This window comes from Advenella mimigardefordensis DPN7, assembly GCF_000521505.1.
GTDB lineage: Bacteria > Pseudomonadota > Gammaproteobacteria > Burkholderiales > Burkholderiaceae_B > Advenella > Advenella mimigardefordensis.
Window position 1 is genome coordinate 587,973 of record NZ_CP003915.1, and the last position, 17,560, is coordinate 605,532.

A 17,560-nucleotide genomic window follows, 5' to 3' on the forward strand; every position below is an offset into this window, starting at 1 on the left:
GACCTGTGGCGAGATATAGAATCCAGTTTAAAGCATGACTATAACAGGACAGCATATGCAACAGTGGGCGCAAGCAAAAAGCGGGTTCAACAAAAGTATCACCGGTCGTCTGCGGCGGCGGTCAGTGCAGGCTGTCTGGGGGGTCTTCGGCTCCGGGGTGTTGCTGGTGGGATGTGCCGAATCGGTCCAGAACACTCAGGTTGTCAAACCGTCACTCGCGCCGTCGAATCTGGCGGTTACGTCCACTGCTGTTGTCTACGGGCAGGCGCCCCGTGCCGTACCCGAAGCTGCCCGTGCCGCGGTCGTATCGGCCAGAGAGGCCATGCAGCGCCGCCAGTGGGAGGCGCTACCCGGCTATGCCGAGCAGGCCCGGGATGATCATGAGCTCGGCGGCTATCCCATGTATTGGTATTTGCGTCAGTTGCTGAATGATGCGACCCAGCCCGTACCCACGCAGCAAATATATGCTTTCCTGCAGCAAAACAAGAACCCCTATCTGGAAAATCGTCTGAAATCGGACTGGATCCTGGCGTCGGCAAAGCAAGGTGATTTTGATACAGTGCGCCGTATCGGTACGGTCGCCAGTCGCACCTCGGAGGTCGATTGCGCTATCCTGCAGGCCCGTTTTCTGGGTACGGGACAGGTCTCTGCCGCACAGGCGCTGGCTGTGTTCAAGCCAGGCAATGCCTGCTGGAGTATGCTTGGACAGCTGACCGGGGCCAACGTCATTACCCATGAGCATCTGGAACCCCTGTTGCGCGATGCGGTTGAATACGACAGCAAGGACAGCGCAAGGCGTTATGCTGCGCTGGCTTTCTCACCAGCCGGTCTGTCTTCCTACGACGCGCTCATGGCAAACCCAATGGGCTGGCTGGCAACGCAAAGCGGCTCGGCCACCGGCGAGTTGCAGCAGTTACGCGCACTGGCCTTTAGCCGTCTGGCGCGCCAGGACCGGGATGGCGGTGCCGCTTTCCTGGAGGCGCAGGGCAATACATTACTGAACGAGCGCAACCGTCAATGGGCCTGGACACAGTTCGGCCTGGTTGCTGCGCTGAATCTGGAAGCACGTGCCGATGGCTGGTATCGCAAGGCTGGTGAGGGCTTTCGCCTGAGTGACTACAACCACGCCTGGCGTACCCGCATGGCGCTGCGCCAACCCACCATTGACTGGAAATGGGTTGAGCAGACCATTCGCATGATGGGCGCCGACCAGCAGAAAGAGCCGGTATGGGTTTACTGGTATGGTCGCGCCCGTGCCGGGCAGGGCGATAACAGCGGCGCCGCCAGCGCCTGGCAGTCTATTCTGTATGATCATGGCTTCTATGGGCAACTGGCGACCGAGGCATTGGGACGCAAGATTGTCGTTCCGCCTCAGCCGGCCGAGCCGAGCGCCGCTGAAATCAACAAAATAATGACGCACGAAGGGTTGCAGCGCGCCATCGCCCTGTTCCGTCTGGGCTGGCGCCCGGAAGCAGTGGGCGAATGGAATTTTGCGATTCGCGGCATGAACGATCGCGAGCTGATGGCCGCCGCAGAGTGGGCCTTGCGCGAGCAGGTGTATGATCGGACCATCAACACGTCCATGCTTACCAAAAACGATTTCAATTTCCGCCAGCGTTACCTGGCACCCTTCGAAGGGCGGGTGAGCCAGCAGGCACGCGCCGTGGGGGTAGATCCTGCCTGGGTATATGGTCTGATCCGCCAGGAGTCTCGGTTTGTGACGGTTGCCCGCTCTTCGGTCGGTGCGGCGGGACTGATGCAGGTCATGCCGGGCACGGCGCAACTGGTTGCCCGCAAACTGGGTCTGAGCTATTCGGCTGCCAACGCTCACGATTTCGACACCAACACATTGCTGGGTACTTCCTACCTGAAGATGATCCTGGACGACCTGAACGGCTCCGAGGTGCTGGCCACCGCCGGCTATAACGCCGGCCCGAACCGCGCCAAGCGCTGGCGTGATGCGTCTGATCATTCACTGGAAGGGGCGATTTTCGCGGAAACCATTCCCTTTACGGAAACCCGTCTTTATGTGAAGTATGTTATTTCCAATGCAACCTGGTATCGTGCTGCATTTACCGGGCGTCCGCAATCGATTGTGGAACAGCTGGGACAGGTGAGGCCCTGATGTCTGTTACTGACGGTCTTGATGTCTATGTGGTTGGCGGCGCGGTCCGCGACGAGTTGCTGGGGCTGCCGCAAGGAGACCGGGACTGGGTCGTGGTAGGGGCCAGCCCGCAGGAGATGATTCGGCGCGGCTTTCAGCCGGTAGGCGACGATTTTCCGGTGTTTTTGCATCCGCAGACCAAAGAGGAATATGCGCTGGCGCGCACTGAAAGAAAAGCCGGGCGCGGTTACAAGGGGTTCACCTTTCATACGGGTCCGGATGTAACGCTGGAAGAGGATCTGAAGCGCCGCGACCTCACCATCAATGCCATGGCGCGTCGCAGTGACGGGACCCTGGTGGATCCCCTGCGCGGTCGCGACGATCTGGAGCGCCGCGTGTTTCGTCATGCCAGCGACGCGTTTACTGAAGATCCGGTACGCATCTTGCGGCTGGCACGCTTTGCTGCGCGCTTTACCGATTTCGCGCTGGCTGGCGATACGCTTCAGTTGTGCCGGGACATGGTCAGTAGCGGCGAGGTGGATGCCCTGGTACCCGAGCGGGTCTGGAAAGAAATGTCGCGCGGACTCATGAACGAAAAGCCGTCGCGCATGTTTGCTGTCCTGCAGGACACGAATGCGCTCGCTGTCGTCATGCCGCAGTTAGAATGGAATCCCGAAGTGGCGCGGGCTACCGATTTATCGGCAGCCAGAATTCTGTCGCTGCCTTCGCGTTATGGAGTCGCATTGTCGCAGACGCGTGAGCATGCGGCCCTGAGCACCCATCTTAAAGTGCCTGCGGAATGTGCCGATTATGCCCGCCTCACGCAGGTGCTCTCGGAGCGTCTGGACATGTTGCCGTTGCCACCCAGTCCCACGCAGCAGGCGCATCTGCTGAGCCGCGCCCAATACGTGCTGGAAACACTGGAGGTAACCGACAGCCTGCGCAAGCCGGCACGGTTTCGCGATTTGCTGGGCGTTGTGCTGTGCACCCGGCATTCTGCAGCAGAAAATCTGCAGGCAGAGATTACGCGGGTTGAATCCTGGACTGAAGTGCTGGATTGTTATCTGCAGGTTGATGCCGGCGCCGTCGCCCGCCAGACCGAAGGCGGTGCCAACAGGATCAAAGAGGCGGTGCGGGCGGCCAGACTGGATGCCATTGCAGCCTGCCTGGGCAAGATCGCGCCGGGCTAAATCCGGGGGGTGTACCCGGGCGCGCAGTCCCGGGTGGTTCGTCCGGACGGGTCGTGCATAGCCAGAACAGGGCTATTTCAACTGCAATGTCAGGGATTGCTCATGCCGTCCCAGCGGGTCACTGCATCGGTCTCGATACCAAACAGATCCAGCGCCCGCCCGACACTATGGTCGACCATGGCCTGAATGCTTTCGGGGCGCGCATAAAAGGCAGGAACGGGTGGCATGACGATGGCACCCATCTCGGTGACCGCCACCATATTGCGCAAATGCCCCAGATGCAAGGGTGTTTCCCTAACCATCAGTACCAGCTTGCGTCTTTCCTTGAGCACCACGTCGGCTGCGCGCGTCAGCAGCGAAGAGGTAACGCCGCTGGCAATTTCCGAGAGTGTACGAATGGAGCAGGGAGCGATCAGCATGCCGCAGGTTTTGAACGAGCCGCTGGAAATGGCGGCCCCGACATCCTGGATGGCATGGACTACCGTGGCCCGGTCAGCCAGTTCGCCGGGGTGCATTTGCAGCTCTTGTGACAGGGTCAGGCTGGCCGAGCGGCTCATGACCAGGTGCGTTTCAAAGCCCGCCTGATTCAGCAGCTCCAGGGCGCGGACACCGTAAATGGCGCCTGAGGCGCCGGTGATACCGACAATAATACGCGCAGGTGCGCAAATGATGCTTGGCATGGGCAGTTGGCTGTTTCGGTAAGAGTGAATGAGCGGGCTGATAATAACAGCCTTGCAGGGGCATTACCCCGGCCTGAAAGGTTATTATACCTGCAGGGGCGCGCAACAATGTACGACGAGGCGCCGGGCACGGGTGGCTTAAATGGCAGGATGGCGCAAGGCTATGTCGATATGGGTAATGGAAGGTCTGCCTGGTTTGGTGCAGGCCACGTAACCGAAGCATACAGGAGTACTAATGGGTCAGGATAAGGATCAGGGACAAAGCGTAGCGGATCACTGGCAATTTTCGCTGGCGGTATATACCCGCGAGGGTGTGGCCGGACACTGTCTTGAACTGCAGAACAGGCTGGGGCTGGACGTCAATGTGCTGCTGGTGATGCTGTGGGCGGCCGGGCAGTGGGGTGAAGCGCCTACGACGCAGCAGATTGAAGACGCCGATAGCACGATTGTTGCCTGGCGACATGAGGTGATTGTGCCTCTTCGCCAGTTGCGGACGCGGCTTAAGACGGGGCCTGCGCCGGCGCCGGACGCAGCGACCGAAACGTTGAGGGAAGAAGTCAAGCGTCTGGAGCTGGAAGCCGAGCGCCTGCAGCAGGACGTGCTGGCGCAATGGGTGAAAGAACAGGCGTTGGCGAGAACGCGGGCCGGGCACGGTGGCGTAGCGCAGGACATCAAGGCCGGATCACGGGTTCAGAACCATGCACTCATCGAAACGGTAGCCACGGAGGATTTGCCTGCTGTGCCCGGGACACAGACCGCATTGGCCAACACGGCAGAGAACGCCCGGAAGCTGGCAGTATTGGAGCAGACGGCCGTCAGGGTGGTGGCCCATTATGAGGCAGCGTATGCGCAAACGGCCGCCGACGAAGGACATTGGGCAGGGCAGGCGGCCAATGAGCAAGCGGCGGATCCATGGCTTGCCTTGCAGCATGCGCATCAGGTTGTATTGGCAGCGCTTGCTGTACTCTGCCAGATATAGAAAGGATTGAAACAGCAGAACGCACTTTGTATTGATCAGGAGGATGCAAACCATGGCCCGCAATGTCGAAATCAAAGCAAGGATCATCAGCTTTCCGGGTGTTTTGCAGGCCGCAGAAACCCTGGCAACGGAACCGATAGCGCGGTTTACACAGGACGACACTTTTTATTGCTGTCCCAACGGGCGCCTGAAACTGCGTCGATTCGCCCAGGGCCATGCCGAGCTGATTTTCTATCGACGCAGCGACCAGGCCGGTCCCAAAACATCATTCTATGACATCGCCAGGATAGACAAGCCGGATGAACTGCATTGCGTCCTGGGCAATGCCTATGGCGTGCGTGGCCAGGTCATCAAGCACAGGACGCTGGTCATGGCGGGAAGGACCCGGATTCATCTGGACAAGGTGGAGGGGTTGGGCGAATTCATTGAACTCGAAGTCGTACTCAAAGACGACGAACCGGCAGAGGAAGGGATGGAAGAAGCACACTTATTGATGAATAAGCTTGGGGTCTCGTCAGATCAACTGGTCGAGCATGCCTATATTGATCTACTGGACGCCGACGAGCAATAATCGGCTTTCCGGAAAGACGGTGCAGGCAACAGCGGGCAGGCTTTTTCGCCCTGCTTTCTGCTGCCCGCAGACGTGTCCGCCCGCTTGATCAGAACCAGGAGGTTGTGGATACGCCTTTGCCGTCGTTCAGACGAATGGCACCCATGACGATGCGATAGATGTACCATACGGTCACGGCGATGAGTACGACCCAGCCGATCAGGATAAGCATTAAGAAAAAGCCCACAATCGCGCCGATCAGCCCGATCCAGAACGTACGGATCAGATATTGCATATGATCGGCATAAATCGTATTGGCGAACTCACCCCGCTTGGCGTAGGCCATGATCACGCCCACGATTGAAAACAGTCCGGTAAACAAACCCAGTGCGTACATTGCATATGTAATCAGGGTGAAATTACGGGCAGCGTTATCCGGCGCGGGAACAGGAGTCTGGTTCTGGCTGATGTCTTCGTTCATGGCGGTGTCCCTTTGTATTCGGTTGTGATAGTCACTTCAGCTTGCATGACTTGAAAGGTCAGGTAGTGACCACTTTAATATACATTTGAAGTTTAATAAACCGATATTGCATTCGTGTAGAAATGTAGCGGATTGATATGGCTGCATGAAGTAATTGCGTCGGTATAGGGGATGCGGTAGACTCGCGCGGCGGCCGTGGCTTTGCCTGACCGAGTCGGAATCGCTGCCGTTGCAGGTCATCGGTGCGCGGCGACATTGCCTACGCTAATTTTCGTAACTATATGGACGATAACAATGAAAAAGACCGATCTTGAAAAAGCCAAAGCGCTTAAAACAGTGGGAAAAATGAAACGAGAAGGCGTGCCTGGTCGATTCGGCGCTGCGGCCGATACGGTCGTTGACCGCCGTGCACAGCGCAAGCTGGATCAGGCTCAGGGGCTGGTGTCTTTTCCTGTCAAGCTCAGGCAGGAGGTGATTGACCGGATTCGTGAGCGCGCTGTACAGCAGGATCAGAGTACTAACGATATCATTGGACAACTGCTGGAGCAGGCACTCAAAGACTGATTGGGATAGCGCAGGGTTAAGTGCGCTTAAGCAGTCCGGTGACTGCGCCAGCTGGCTGCAGTCAATTGGTTTCCTGCCTTCGCGAAATATCTGTGGCCCTTATCGGTGCAGTCATTATGTGTCCCCGGGCGTTATCCGTCACCGCATTATCGCTCAGGGCTCAATATAACCGGGATCATCTTCGGGTTTGAAACGTTCGTACTGTTCGTTAGATTGCGGCTTGATAAACAGCGTTGCCACCTCCGGGTGAGCCTGTTGGATTTTGTTTTCAAGTGTCATGACAATCGCTTCGAGCTCTGGCACACGCAGTGCATCGGCAAACTCCAGACTCATGGCAACCGTGATTTCCTGTGGCGCGGTCTGTACCGTAATCAGTCCATTGACGCGGGCCACGCCGGCAGTGCTCTCGGCCAGTTCAACGATGGAGTCGCGAATATCGCTACCGGCGGCTTCACCTATCAGTAAGCCTTTGGTTTCGCGCGCAACCAGAAGTGCGGTCAGTGCCAGGGTAATGCCAATCAGTATCGATGCAGCGCCATCAAGTACCGGATTGTCCAGCGCCACAGACAGGTAGACGCCTGCGAAGGCGATGAGCAGGCCCAGGAGGGCTGCTGAATCTTCCAGCAGGACGATGAACGTTGGCGGATCCTTGCTGTGTACAATCATGCGAAAAAGTGCGGAGTAGGGCCTGTTGCCCCTGAATTTTCTTAGAGTAAAGAGCCAGGAGAATCCTTCGAACAGGAAAGCCAGCGCCAGAACAATGTAGGTAACATGGGGGGATTCAATCGGGCGCGGTTCAACGATGTGCATGACGCCTTCATAAACCGACACCCCGGCGCCAAAGGTCAGAATCAGGAGGCCGACCACAAAACTCCAGAAGTACACTTCACGGCCATAGCCGATAGGATGGGTTCTGTCCGGCCGATTGCGGCTGCGGTGTACGCCGTACAGCAGCAGGATTTCATTGATACAGTCAACGACCGAGTGCACGCCTTCACTGAGCATGGCCGAGCTGCCGGTGATGGCGGCAGCGATAAACTTGCTGATGGCCACCAGGATATTGCCGGCCAGGGCAATATAAATGACCATATTCGAAGCGTGCTCAGCGTGCGGCGTACTGCGGGTCATCAGGTGTCACCTTGTGTGATGCGCGTTGTATCGTTGTATATGACGGCCAGGCGGTGGCTCGTGGAGGTAGCGTGTCATGACAGACGCATCCGGCTTACAGCCCGCCGAACCGCCAGGCCGGCGAACCACTGCTTTTCCGGGTTCATCATGACTGCCAGCAGCCACAAGCGCAGACCCACACCGTTACAGACGATGGCGGCGATCACCCGTGGCAAACCCGTCCAGATCCATATCCACATTTTTACCAACGGCCAATACCTTGAATAGCTCTCCCATTTCGGCTTCGGACAGGAGCTTTTGCACGGGACCGATTTCGCGAGTGTAGCGCACTGTGTCGGTGGGGTCCAGATCACTTAGCATCTGCAGCAGCCCGCAGTTGAGCAGAAAGCGTGCCTGCGAGGTATAGCCGAGCACTTCCAGATCGGCAGCCAGTGCTGCATCGGCCATGGCGGTAAAGTCAACGTGTGCGGTAATGTCCTGAATGCCGGGAAAGTGCAGTACCTGACTGTGCGCATGATGCAACAGATGGCACATGAGCGTGCCCTGGCTGCGTTGCGGATGATAGTACTCGCCTGCCGGAAAGCCGTAGTCGATGAGGAGGGCAACACCGCGATCCAGCCATTGTCCCAGACCCGCTACCCACGATTCACCCTGCAGGTTGATCTCGGAGCGATAGCCGGGCAGTGCCGGCATGCGTGCCCTCACGGCCTGATCCAGCAGAGCGTTGGCAGGCACACGCAGAAAGTCAAAGTGCGATACTGCTGCGGGATCCTGATTCGCTTGCGAGTCTGTCTCTGTTGATGCGTCATCCGTTTTGTTGACCGCTTTGTTGATGACATGCAGCTCGTAGACATGGCCATCTTCACCCCATTCGAACAGCGTGACGGGCATGGCATCCAGCACTTCATTGGCGATGATGCAGCCGGTAAAGCCAGTGGGCAGGCTGTGCAGCCATTGCACCCTGTCCCCGAAAGGCGCAAGCCGCTGCTTTTGCCGTTGCGTCAGGTCCGGTGAAATATCAAGAATGAAATACTGCAGTTCGGGAAAGTCTGGCAGCAGGGCTTGCAGTATGTGCTCGGCCAGTGCCCCGGAGCCGGCGCCGAACTCCAGAATGTGCGGCGTGTTCAGATGCGTGAGGATGGGGCTGATTTGCCTGGCCAGAGCGCGGCCAAACCATGGCGTCAGTTCCGGTGCCGTGACAAAGTCGCCTTGCAGTGCGGAACCGGCTGCGGCAGTGGTATCGCCGAATTTAAGGGGGGCGCCGGCATAATAGCCGGTCCGGGGATCATATAGCGCAGCCTGCATCCAGCGCGCAAAGGGCAGCCCCTGAGGGCCGGCCTCATAAATAAGCCCGGCAAGCTTGTGCCGGGCGTTTTCGCTATAGCGCTGCGCTGCTTCCTGGATTTGGGGCAGCACAGCACCGCTTGGGTCTGCACGCATATCTTTCCAACGTTACTTCGGGAAAGATCATTATAAAGGCTTACGCCCAGGTGCGTGAGGAACCGGGTTTCTTTTTACCGCGTGAAAAACCGGGTTTGTCTGAACGGCCATGGCGATCGCCACCGAAGCCGCCGTCGGAACGGGTGCTTGGGCGTGGCTTGCGTGAAGGCGCAGGAGCAAACTCGCTGCGTGGCTTACGCGCAGCAGGTGCTGCATCGGCTCTAACAAAACCGCTTCTTTCGGTGCGTGGACGATCCGATGCGAACGGGTTGCGTGACAGTGATGTTGCGGCACGGTCAATCAGCGATTCGCGCGGTGCGTCATAAGTGCGGGCTGCACGAGCAGGGCGATCGGAACGGCCTTCGGCAAAGCGCGAGTCTTCACGGGCGCCATAGGAAGGCGCGTTGCCGCCTTTGCGATGGCTGAAGCCACTGCGGGCATGGTCTTTTTCACGTGAGTATCCGCCGGGACGACCGTGGCGAGAACCACCTGGTTTGCCGCCGCGACCTTTACCACCGGCGCCGCGACCGCTTTCGGCTGTTTTGACGGGCTCCAGGCCGGGGATCACTTCGGCGGGCATAGGCTGGCCGGTGAACTGTTCAATGCGGCGGATTTTATGACGTTCGCCATGGGTTGCCAGGGTAAATGCCTGACCGTTGCGACCGGCGCGGCCAGTACGGCCGATACGGTGAACGTAGTCTTCAGCCTGCATGGGCAGGTCGAAGTTGATGGCGTGGCTGATACCTTGTACGTCAATACCGCGGGCAGCAACGTCAGTTGCAACCAATACGCGCAGACGGCCTTTTTGCAGCATACCCAGGGTGCGGGTGCGCTGACGCTGGTTCATATCGCCATGCAGGGCAGACGCGGCAAAGCCTTCATCTTCCAGACGTTCGGCCAGTGCGTCAGCGCCGCGTTTGGTAGACGTAAAGACGATGGCCTGATCCATGGAGGCATCACGCAGCAGGTGACCCAGCAGGCGCAGTTTGTGGCCGCTGTCATCTGCGTAAAGCAGCGTCTGGGTAATATTGGCGTGTTTCTGTTTCTGGTTCGCAATATCGATGCGCTCAGGATTTTCCAGCATGTCGGCAGCCATGCGAGCCACTGTGCCTTCGAATGTAGCCGAGAACATCAGTGTCTGGCGATCACTCGGTGTTTGTGCAACGATGTTTTCGATGTCTTCGATGAAGCCCATGTCCAGCATGCGGTCGGCTTCGTCCAGCACCAGCGTGTGAACGCGTGACAGATTCACGCGGCGTGCGTTCAGATGGTCAATCAGGCGGCCAGGGGTGGCAACCAGCACGTCAACACGACGGGACAGGGCCTTGATTTGTGCGCCGTAAGGCATGCCGCCCACGACCGTGGCGATACGCAGATCGTTGATACCGGCGCCGTATGATTTGGTGGCTTCAGCCACTTGCAGGGCCAGTTCACGGGTGGGTGTCAGCACCAGTACCTGTACGCCAACGCCTTTGTTGCCAGGCATGCCGGCAATACGGTGCAGTGAAGGCAGCATGAATGCTGCGGTTTTGCCACTACCGGTTTGCGCGGAAACGATCAGATCCTTGCCTTCAAGGGCTTTAGGGATCGCTTCGGTTTGTACGGGTGTAGGCTGAGTAAAGCCGGCCTTGTTCAGGGCAGCAAGCAGAACGGGTGAGAGACCCAGGGAATCAAATGACATGTGTAATCCTAAGTAGGTGTCAGGCAAGCCTGTTCATCAGGAGTGCAGATGGCCGTTGATTCCGCCTGGATGGTCGCGCAAATGCACAAACAACCCCGGGCTGCACAATGGAAAAAGCCATTGGCAAACAGGACAAAACGACAATTCTGTCACGCAGCAAAATCTTGCTGATATGCGCCATGCATACCTGCAGTTTACTGATCAGGATGAACAAACGTATGGGAAATAGCCAGACGAATCGTTGATCGGAGCATCGAGCCGACCGGATCAACCGTTGCATGACAGAAGGAGATACGCATGCGGGTCTGGAGGTAGGAGCGATGGTGGCTTTTGATTAATAAGCCAGGCAGCAAAAATATAGACAACTCGCTGCAAAGAATATGATTGTATAAGTGTTTTCCCTAGAATGCAAGCAATATTATTGCAATATTCGTTCTATCGTGTTGTGCAGCAGCCAGATTGACCTCTTTGGTACAGCAACGTCATCCAACAGATGTTGTCAGGCAGACACGTAAATCACGTTGTCGCGCCTCAGCCGCGCAGGGGCGGCCAGGGTCGGACAGTCGGGGCCGTAAGATCACGCTCTCGCCGCAACCGGTAAAGGGCGGGTGCTTATACGGGCCAGTGGGATGCCCGCCGACCTCATCCGTTAATAATGCGATGCAGCGTTTGCTCAAAGCGGGTTTGCTCAGGTACCGGGTCGGTGGTTTCCGCAAGCAGCGCGGTAAACGATTGCGTAATGTCTTCGTGGTAAGCGGGTACCCGCTGTCGGATATGCGCGTTGCGGCGGGCAGCCTCGTGTTCGCCGTCGGGCGCATTCGCGGCCTCACGCGGCGCACCCCAGATCGGGTTGGGAAAATGTTTATCGTCGGTAAAGCGGGCAATGATGTGCCAGTGTACATGCGGCACCATATTGCCCAATTGCGCCAGATTGATTTTATCAGGCTGGAAGTGGCGCCGTTGCAGGGCCTCCACGAGATAGACCGCACTCATCAGACCGCCACGTTCGGCCTGGTTCAGATCGCTCATTTCCTGCACGTGGCGATTCAGGATTACACGTGTAAAGGCAGGGTAGTCGGCTTCCTGCGCATCAATGACGCGCAGGAATGCGTTGCGAAACAGCACGAGCCCGCCATCGCTCTGGCATAGTGGGCAGTTGGTATGTGCAGTCACTTGGCTGACTCTCCCTGACAATACCAAATGGGTGAATTAGTGATTCACGATAAAGGATTCGAGTGTGACGCCCGGATCGGTTTCGCGCATGAACGCTTCTCCGATCAGAAAGCCATACACGCCGTTCTTATGCATGCTGCTCACATCTTCGGGCGCATGGATGCCGCTCTCGGTAATCACAAAGCGCCCCTCTGGGATATGCGGCAGCAGGTCCAGTGTGGTCTGCAGGGTGGTCTCGAAGGTGCGCAGATTGCGGTTATTGATGCCGATCAACGATGATTTCATGTCCAGCGCGATGTCCAGTTCGGCCCGGTCGTGTACCTCGATCAGCACGTCCATGTCCAGTTCCTGCGCCACTGCTTCCATCTCCTTGAGCTGGTCGGCCTGCAGTGCGGCCACGATCAGCAGGATGCAGTCGGCGCCCAGTGCGCGGGCATTGATGATCTGGTAAGGATCAATCATGAAGTCTTTGCGCAGCACAGGCAGCGGGCAGGCCGCGCGCGCCTGGCGCAGATAGTCGCTGGAGCCCTGGAAGAACTGCACGTCGGTGAGGACGGACAGGCAGGTCGCCCCATGAGCGGCATAGGTGTGCGCAATTTCAGCGGGATTGAAATTGGGCCGGATCACGCCCTTTGAGGGCGATGCTTTCTTTACTTCGGCAATAACCGCCGTTTTTTTCTGCTTGATTTTCTCGCGCAGGGCATTGGCAAAGCCGCGAACATCCTTACGCGCCTGTGCTTCGCGCAGCAGATCGGCTTCGCTGCGGAACTGGCGCTGCATGGCGACTTCTTCTTTTTTTACATTGAGTATTTGTTCAAGAATATCGTTCATGTGGTGAACTTCCTGGTATAGGCACGGAATGTCTCTAATTTATCACGTGCAGCACCCGATTGGATCAGTTCGCGTGCTTTATTGATCCCATCCTGCATGGTAGCGGCCTGATTGCCTGCGTAGATTGCCAGACCGGCATTCAGCACCACGATATCACGGGCGGTGCCGGGTTCATTATTCAGTGCGCTCATGACCAGATCGCGCGACTCTTCCTTGTTACGAACCGTAATGTTACGAATGGACACCATCTGCATGCCAAAGTCTTCCGGGTGAATCTCGTATTCACTCACTTTGCCATCCTTGAGTTCGCCCACCAGTGTGGCGGCGCCCAGTGAGGCTTCGTCCAGATTGTCCTTACCATGTACGATCAGCACGTGTTTGGAGCCCAGTTGCTGCAGCACGCGTACCTGGATGCCGACCAGATCGGGGTGGAATACGCCCATGAGCTGGTTGCCGGCATTGGCCGGGTTGGTCAGGGGGCCCAGAATGTTGAAGATGGTGCGAACGGCCAGCATTTTGCGTATTTCAGCCACGTTTTTCATGCTGCCATGATGGGCCGGTGCGAACATGAACCCGATGCCGGTCTGTTCCACACATTCGGCAACCTGCTCTGGCGAGAGCATCAGATTGATGCCCAGTGCCTCCAGTACATCGGCGCTGCCCGATGAGGACGACGAGCTGCGGTTACCATGTTTGGCAATACGCACGCCGCCTGCCGCAGCCACGAACATGGCGGTGGTGGAGATATTGAAGGTGTTGCTTGCATCACCGCCGGTGCCGCACATATCCAGCAGATTTTCGGGGTTGCTGATACTGACCGGCGTTGCAAATTCGCGCATGACGGTGGCGGCCGCGGTGATTTCGCCGATGGTCTCTTTTTTCACGCGCAACCCCATGAGCAAGGCGCTGGCAATGGGTGGCGGCACTTCGCCACGCATCAGCTGGCGCATCAGGTAGAGCATTTCGTCATGAAAGATCTCGCGGTGCTCAATGCAGCGCGTCAGGGCGTCTGTGTAGGAAATGCTCATGGGTGAATGTCCAGAAAGTTTTGCAACAGGGCGTGGCCGTGTTCGCTGAGAATGGATTCAGGATGATACTGTACGCCATATACCGGCAGGCTGGTGTGCTCTACGGCCATGATTTCCCCATCAGCCGTTTCTGCGGTAATGCGCAGGCACTCGGGCAGTGAATCGCGTTCAATCGCCAGGGAATGGTAGCGGATGACGGTGTGGGGCGATGGAATATTGCGGAACAGCACGGAACCATCATGCGTGATTTCCGAAGTCTTGCCATGCATGATTTGTTTGGCACGAATGATTTTGCCGCCGAAAGCGGCGCCGATGGACTGGTGCCCCAGACACACGCCCAGCACCGGAATCTTGCCGGCGAAGTGTTTGATGAGTTCAACCGAGACGCCGGCCTCTGCAGGCGAGCAGGGGCCGGGCGAGACGCAAAGCCTTGCGGGATTGAGTGCGGCAATTTGTTCAACCGTCATCTGGTCGTTACGCACCACATGGACGTCCTGACCCAGTTCGCCAAAATATTGCACGAGATTGTAGGTAAACGAATCGTAATTATCGAGCATGAGCAGCATGACAGTTCCTCAGATGGGTTGATCCAGACCGTATTGCACCTGTTCGGCGGCGCGTAGCACGGCGCGGGCCTTGGCTTCGGTTTCCTGCCATTCTTTTTCAGGGTCGGAATCGGCCACGATGCCCGCGGCGGCCTGCACATAGAGCATGCCGTTTTTGATGACGCCGGTGCGGATCGCGATGGCCACATCCATTGTGCCGTTGTAGCTCAGATAGCCGGCGGCGCCGCCATAAATACCGCGTCGCACGGGTTCCAGTTCATCGATCAGTTCCATGGCGCGCACTTTGGGCGCACCGGTAAGGGTGCCTGCGGGAAAACTGGCGCGCAGTACATCGATCGCGTCCATGCCGGGCTTCAAAATACCCTTGACGTTCGATACCAGGTGCATCACGTGTGAATAGCGTTCGATGGCCATCTGGTCGGTCACTTCAACCGAACCGATTTCGGCAACCCGTCCCACATCGTTGCGGGCCAGGTCAATCAGCATAACGTGCTCGGCGATTTCTTTGGGGTCAGCCCGCAGTTCATCGGCCAGCGCGGCATCTTCTTCCGGTGTTTCACCGCGCTTGCGCGTGCCGGCAAGCGGACGGATGGTGATGGCGGTTTTCTCTTCGGCGTTTTCGGTAAAGGTTTCCTGGCGCACCAGAATTTCCGGTGATGAACCCACGACGTGAAAGTCGCCGAAGTTCCAGAAATACATGTAGGGGGAAGGATTCAGAGAGCGCAGGGCGCGGTAGAGTGACAGTGGTGAATCGCGGAAGGGTTTGGCGATGACCTGGCCCACCTGAACCTGCATCAGGTCGCCGGCAGCGATATATTCTTTGGCCTTCAGGACGGCCTTCAGGTAGTCTTCTTTCTTGAAGTCGCGGATTTCGGTGGTTTGCAGGCTGGGCAGGCTGTAGGGGATTTCAACCGGATGACGCAGCCGGGCGCGCAGTTCAAGTAGTCGTTTCTGGGCTTTGCTGTAGCTTTCGGGTTCATTCGGATCGGCGTAAATCATGAGGTAAGTGCGACCGATCACATTATCAACAATGACCAGTTCATCAACCTGCATGAGCATGATATCGGGCACCCCTTCCTTCTGGCCATGAGGGTAGGGTTTGACGTTAGGGCCCAGGGACGGTTCGATATGGCGAATGGTGTCGTAGCCAAAATAACCAGCCAGGCCGCCGGCAAAGCGGGGGATGCCCGGACGCAGCGCCACCTTGATGCGTTTTTTGAATTCCTGGATAAAGGTGAGCGGATCGCCGTGGTAGGTTTCGGTCACTTCGCCGTTGGTCAGTACTTCGGTCAGCTCACCTGTGGCGCGGATCACGGTTTTGGCGGGCAGGCCGATAAAGGAATAGCGGCCGAACTGTTCACCCCCGACCACCGATTCCAGCAGGCAGGTCATGCGACCGGCCTCTTTGCCGGTGTGGGCCAGTTTCAGGTAAATGCCAAGCGTGGTATCAAGATCGGCGTAGGTTTCCTTGATGATGGGGATGCGGTTGAAACCTTGTGCGGCGAGTGCATTAAATTCAATTTCTGTCATCATGACGGTCTCTGTTTGTGTTTTCCTGAATGACCGGGCAGATACAAAAATACCCGGTCCTGTTTTAAGGGATTACCGGGTATTGTGCGTACTGACTACGATTTTCGGATGCAGAAAAAAAGCGGCATCCGGAACAGTCTAATGAGTGACACTCCCGGCAGACGAACGCCACCAGCGCCAATACATGGCAACCAGAGCAGAACGGGCATAAAGGGAGTTGGCAGTCATTACGTTAATAAATCTAAATCAGGTTGAGATGCCGAGGCGTTGTGGCGTTCAATCCACTGCGCTGCTTCAGCAATAGTCTCTACTATATCATTGACTTTCAGGTTTTGTACACTGTTTCCTTCGTTATAGCCGTAAGGAACGATCAACACCGGCATGCCTGCGGCCTGTGCGGCCTGGGCGTCGTTGATGGAGTCGCCGATAAAAACGCAGTCTGCCGGCGCCACTTGCAGCAGGGAGCAGGCGTGCAACACCGGGCCGGCGTCCGGCTTGCGGGTAGGGCAGGTATCGCCGGAAACGACCGCGTCAAAAAAAGAACGCAAGCCGGTTTGAATCAGCAGCTGTTCGGTAAAAACCGTGGGTTTGTTGGTGACGACGGCCAGACGAATACCGGCAGCTTTCATGGCTTTAAGGCCATCGATCACGCCTTCGAATACGGTGGCCTTATCACCGTTCACCTGATGATAGGCATCGATAAAATGCTCGCGCGCCACGGTGAATGCGTCGTCGGAGATGGTAGCGGTATCGTCGCCGCCGGTCATGGCGCGGCGCACCAGGTTGTCGATGCCCTTGCCCACGAACTGAGCGATCAGTTCCTGATGCAATTGCGGCAGGCCGAGCTTGATGCGCATGGCATTGGCTGCCTGGGCCAGATCGGGAATGGAGTCGACCAGGGTGCCGTCAAGATCGATCAGGGTGGCGCGGATACTCATGAGCGGCGCACCCCGGCAATCTGTTCGCGCATCGTCGCAATCACGGCGGCGTAGTCGGGCTGGCCGAAGATGGCTGAACCGGCCACAAAGGTGTCGGCGCCGGCTTCATGGATCTGGGCAATATTGTCTGTTTTGACGCCGCCGTCCACTTCAAGCAGAATGCGGTGACCGGTTTTTTCCTGCCATGCGTCAATGCGCTCGCGGGTGGCACGCAGTTTGTCCAGTGTTGAGGGAATGAACGACTGTCCGCCGAAACCCGGGTTAACCGACATGAGCAGAATCAGATCCAGGCGGTCCATCACATGATCGAGCACCGCCAGCGGCGTGGCCGGATTCAGTACCAGCCCGGCCTTGCAGCCGTTGTCACGGATCAGGGAAAGCGAACGGTCTACGTGACGCGAGGCTTCCGGATGAAAGGAGATAATGTTGGCGCCGGCCTGGGCAAACTGCGGGATCAGGTCGTCTACCGGTTCACACATGAGGTGTACATCGATGGGTGCGTCTGTACAGGGGCGAATGGCCTTGCATACCATGGGGCCGATGGTCAGATTGGGTACATAATGATTGTCCATGACATCGAAATGAATCCAGTCTGCGCCGGCGCTGATAACATTTTTCACTTCCTCGCCAAGACGGGCAAAATCTGCTGACAGAATGCTGGGGGCGATGCGGGTAACGGGTTGTAATTCCATGACAG

At 57.4% G+C, this 17,560-nt stretch carries 17 protein-coding genes; 5 read left to right on the top strand and 12 right to left on the bottom strand.

Features of this window, described 5'->3' with window-relative positions:
• Window positions 1-34: 34 nt before the first annotated feature.
• Both MIM_RS02720 and MIM_RS02725 read left to right on the top strand, forming a co-directional pair.
• Window positions 35-2,125 carry a lytic transglycosylase domain-containing protein gene (locus tag MIM_RS02720; protein WP_245592806.1) on the top strand — a complete coding sequence of 697 codons (2,091 nt, stop codon included), beginning with the start codon at window positions 35-37 and terminating at the stop codon, window positions 2,123-2,125.
• Window positions 2,125-3,294 carry a tRNA CCA-pyrophosphorylase gene (locus MIM_RS02725; protein WP_025371230.1) on the top strand — a complete coding sequence of 390 codons (1,170 nt, stop codon included), beginning with the start codon at window positions 2,125-2,127 and terminating at the stop codon, window positions 3,292-3,294. The genes MIM_RS02720 and MIM_RS02725 overlap by 1 nt, the downstream gene beginning before the upstream one ends.
• A gap of 89 nt (window positions 3,295-3,383) precedes the next feature.
• Here MIM_RS02725 and MIM_RS02730 read toward each other — a convergent pair whose 3' ends face one another.
• The gene (locus tag MIM_RS02730; protein WP_025371231.1) at window positions 3,384-3,974 is read right to left on the bottom strand and encodes a UbiX family flavin prenyltransferase; all 591 of its coding nucleotides are present in this window, start codon (window positions 3,972-3,974) and stop codon (window positions 3,384-3,386) included.
• A gap of 235 nt (window positions 3,975-4,209) precedes the next feature.
• Here MIM_RS02730 and MIM_RS21955 point away from each other — a divergent pair, with 235 nt between their 5' ends.
• Complete coding sequence (locus MIM_RS21955; RefSeq protein WP_025371232.1) at window positions 4,210-4,953, top strand: TIGR02444 family protein; 744 nt, start codon at window positions 4,210-4,212, stop codon at window positions 4,951-4,953.
• A gap of 52 nt (window positions 4,954-5,005) precedes the next feature.
• Complete coding sequence (locus MIM_RS02740; protein WP_025371233.1) at window positions 5,006-5,524, top strand: class IV adenylate cyclase; 519 nt, start codon at window positions 5,006-5,008, stop codon at window positions 5,522-5,524.
• A gap of 88 nt (window positions 5,525-5,612) precedes the next feature.
• Here MIM_RS02740 and MIM_RS02745 read toward each other — a convergent pair whose 3' ends face one another.
• Window positions 5,613-5,984 carry a DUF4870 family protein gene (locus MIM_RS02745; protein ID WP_025371234.1) on the bottom strand — a complete coding sequence of 124 codons (372 nt, stop codon included), beginning with the start codon at window positions 5,982-5,984 and terminating at the stop codon, window positions 5,613-5,615.
• Between the two features lie 294 nt (window positions 5,985-6,278).
• Between MIM_RS02745 and MIM_RS02750 the strand changes: the two genes are divergently transcribed.
• Window positions 6,279-6,548, top strand: coding sequence for a hypothetical protein (locus MIM_RS02750; protein WP_025371235.1), 270 nt, complete (start codon window positions 6,279-6,281; stop codon window positions 6,546-6,548).
• 153 nt (window positions 6,549-6,701) lie between these two features.
• On the opposite strand, the gene MIM_RS02755 is transcribed toward MIM_RS02750, so the two are convergent.
• From MIM_RS02755 to rpe, 10 genes are all read right to left on the bottom strand, one after another.
• On the bottom strand, window positions 6,702-7,676 hold the full coding sequence (locus MIM_RS02755; protein ID WP_025371236.1) for a cation diffusion facilitator family transporter: 975 nt from the start codon (window positions 7,674-7,676) through the stop codon (window positions 6,702-6,704).
• A gap of 183 nt (window positions 7,677-7,859) precedes the next feature.
• Complete coding sequence (locus MIM_RS02760; RefSeq protein ID WP_025371237.1) at window positions 7,860-9,116, bottom strand: class I SAM-dependent methyltransferase; 1,257 nt, start codon at window positions 9,114-9,116, stop codon at window positions 7,860-7,862.
• 40 nt (window positions 9,117-9,156) lie between these two features.
• On the bottom strand, window positions 9,157-10,797 hold the full coding sequence (locus MIM_RS02765; RefSeq protein WP_025371238.1) for a DEAD/DEAH box helicase: 1,641 nt from the start codon (window positions 10,795-10,797) through the stop codon (window positions 9,157-9,159).
• Window positions 10,798-11,439: 642 nt separating this feature from the next.
• A complete protein-coding gene (locus tag MIM_RS02770) occupies window positions 11,440-11,970 on the bottom strand; it encodes an HIT family protein (protein ID WP_025371239.1) in 531 nt (176 codons plus the stop codon).
• 36 nt (window positions 11,971-12,006) lie between these two features.
• The gene (gene trpC, locus MIM_RS02775; protein WP_025371240.1) at window positions 12,007-12,801 is read right to left on the bottom strand and encodes an indole-3-glycerol phosphate synthase TrpC; all 795 of its coding nucleotides are present in this window, start codon (window positions 12,799-12,801) and stop codon (window positions 12,007-12,009) included.
• Window positions 12,798-13,829, bottom strand: coding sequence for an anthranilate phosphoribosyltransferase (gene trpD / locus MIM_RS02780; RefSeq protein ID WP_025371241.1), 1,032 nt, complete (start codon window positions 13,827-13,829; stop codon window positions 12,798-12,800). Before trpD ends, trpC begins: the two co-directional genes overlap by 4 nt.
• A complete protein-coding gene (locus MIM_RS02785) occupies window positions 13,826-14,395 on the bottom strand; it encodes an aminodeoxychorismate/anthranilate synthase component II (RefSeq protein WP_025371242.1) in 570 nt (189 codons plus the stop codon). Before MIM_RS02785 ends, trpD begins: the two co-directional genes overlap by 4 nt.
• A gap of 9 nt (window positions 14,396-14,404) precedes the next feature.
• Window positions 14,405-15,925: an anthranilate synthase component I gene (gene trpE / locus MIM_RS02790; protein WP_025371243.1), complete on the bottom strand. Its 1,521-nt coding sequence runs from the start codon at window positions 15,923-15,925 to the stop codon at window positions 14,405-14,407.
• A 227-nt stretch (window positions 15,926-16,152) separates the two neighbouring features.
• Window positions 16,153-16,863 carry a phosphoglycolate phosphatase gene (locus MIM_RS02795; RefSeq protein WP_025371244.1) on the bottom strand — a complete coding sequence of 237 codons (711 nt, stop codon included), beginning with the start codon at window positions 16,861-16,863 and terminating at the stop codon, window positions 16,153-16,155.
• Entirely contained in the window at window positions 16,860-17,555 is a 696-nt protein-coding gene (rpe, locus tag MIM_RS02800; RefSeq protein ID WP_025371245.1) for a ribulose-phosphate 3-epimerase, read from the bottom strand. The genes MIM_RS02795 and rpe overlap by 4 nt, the downstream gene beginning before the upstream one ends.
• Window positions 17,556-17,560: the final 5 nt, after the last annotated feature.

Bases quoted from the DNA above. Each gene is read 5' to 3' on its own strand.
- MIM_RS02720 (WP_245592806.1), top strand. From the start codon at position 35: ATGACTATAACAGGACAGCATATGCAACAGTGGGCGCAAGCAAAAAGC.
- MIM_RS02725 (WP_025371230.1), top strand. From the start codon at position 2,125: ATGTCTGTTACTGACGGTCTTGATGTCTATGTGGTTGGCGGCGCGGTC.
- MIM_RS02730 (WP_025371231.1), bottom strand. From the start codon at position 3,974: ATGCCAAGCATCATTTGCGCACCTGCGCGTATTATTGTCGGTATCACC.
- MIM_RS21955 (WP_025371232.1), top strand. From the start codon at position 4,210: ATGGGTCAGGATAAGGATCAGGGACAAAGCGTAGCGGATCACTGGCAA.
- MIM_RS02740 (WP_025371233.1), top strand. From the start codon at position 5,006: ATGGCCCGCAATGTCGAAATCAAAGCAAGGATCATCAGCTTTCCGGGT.
- MIM_RS02745 (WP_025371234.1), bottom strand. From the start codon at position 5,984: ATGAACGAAGACATCAGCCAGAACCAGACTCCTGTTCCCGCGCCGGAT.
- MIM_RS02750 (WP_025371235.1), top strand. From the start codon at position 6,279: ATGAAAAAGACCGATCTTGAAAAAGCCAAAGCGCTTAAAACAGTGGGA.
- MIM_RS02755 (WP_025371236.1), bottom strand. From the start codon at position 7,676: ATGACCCGCAGTACGCCGCACGCTGAGCACGCTTCGAATATGGTCATT.
- MIM_RS02760 (WP_025371237.1), bottom strand. From the start codon at position 9,116: ATGCGTGCAGACCCAAGCGGTGCTGTGCTGCCCCAAATCCAGGAAGCA.
- MIM_RS02765 (WP_025371238.1), bottom strand. From the start codon at position 10,797: ATGTCATTTGATTCCCTGGGTCTCTCACCCGTTCTGCTTGCTGCCCTG.
- trpC (WP_025371240.1), bottom strand. From the start codon at position 12,801: ATGAACGATATTCTTGAACAAATACTCAATGTAAAAAAAGAAGAAGTC.
- trpD (WP_025371241.1), bottom strand. From the start codon at position 13,829: ATGAGCATTTCCTACACAGACGCCCTGACGCGCTGCATTGAGCACCGC.
- MIM_RS02785 (WP_025371242.1), bottom strand. From the start codon at position 14,395: ATGCTGCTCATGCTCGATAATTACGATTCGTTTACCTACAATCTCGTG.
- trpE (WP_025371243.1), bottom strand. From the start codon at position 15,925: ATGACAGAAATTGAATTTAATGCACTCGCCGCACAAGGTTTCAACCGC.
- MIM_RS02795 (WP_025371244.1), bottom strand. From the start codon at position 16,863: ATGAGTATCCGCGCCACCCTGATCGATCTTGACGGCACCCTGGTCGAC.
- rpe (WP_025371245.1), bottom strand. From the start codon at position 17,555: ATGGAATTACAACCCGTTACCCGCATCGCCCCCAGCATTCTGTCAGCA.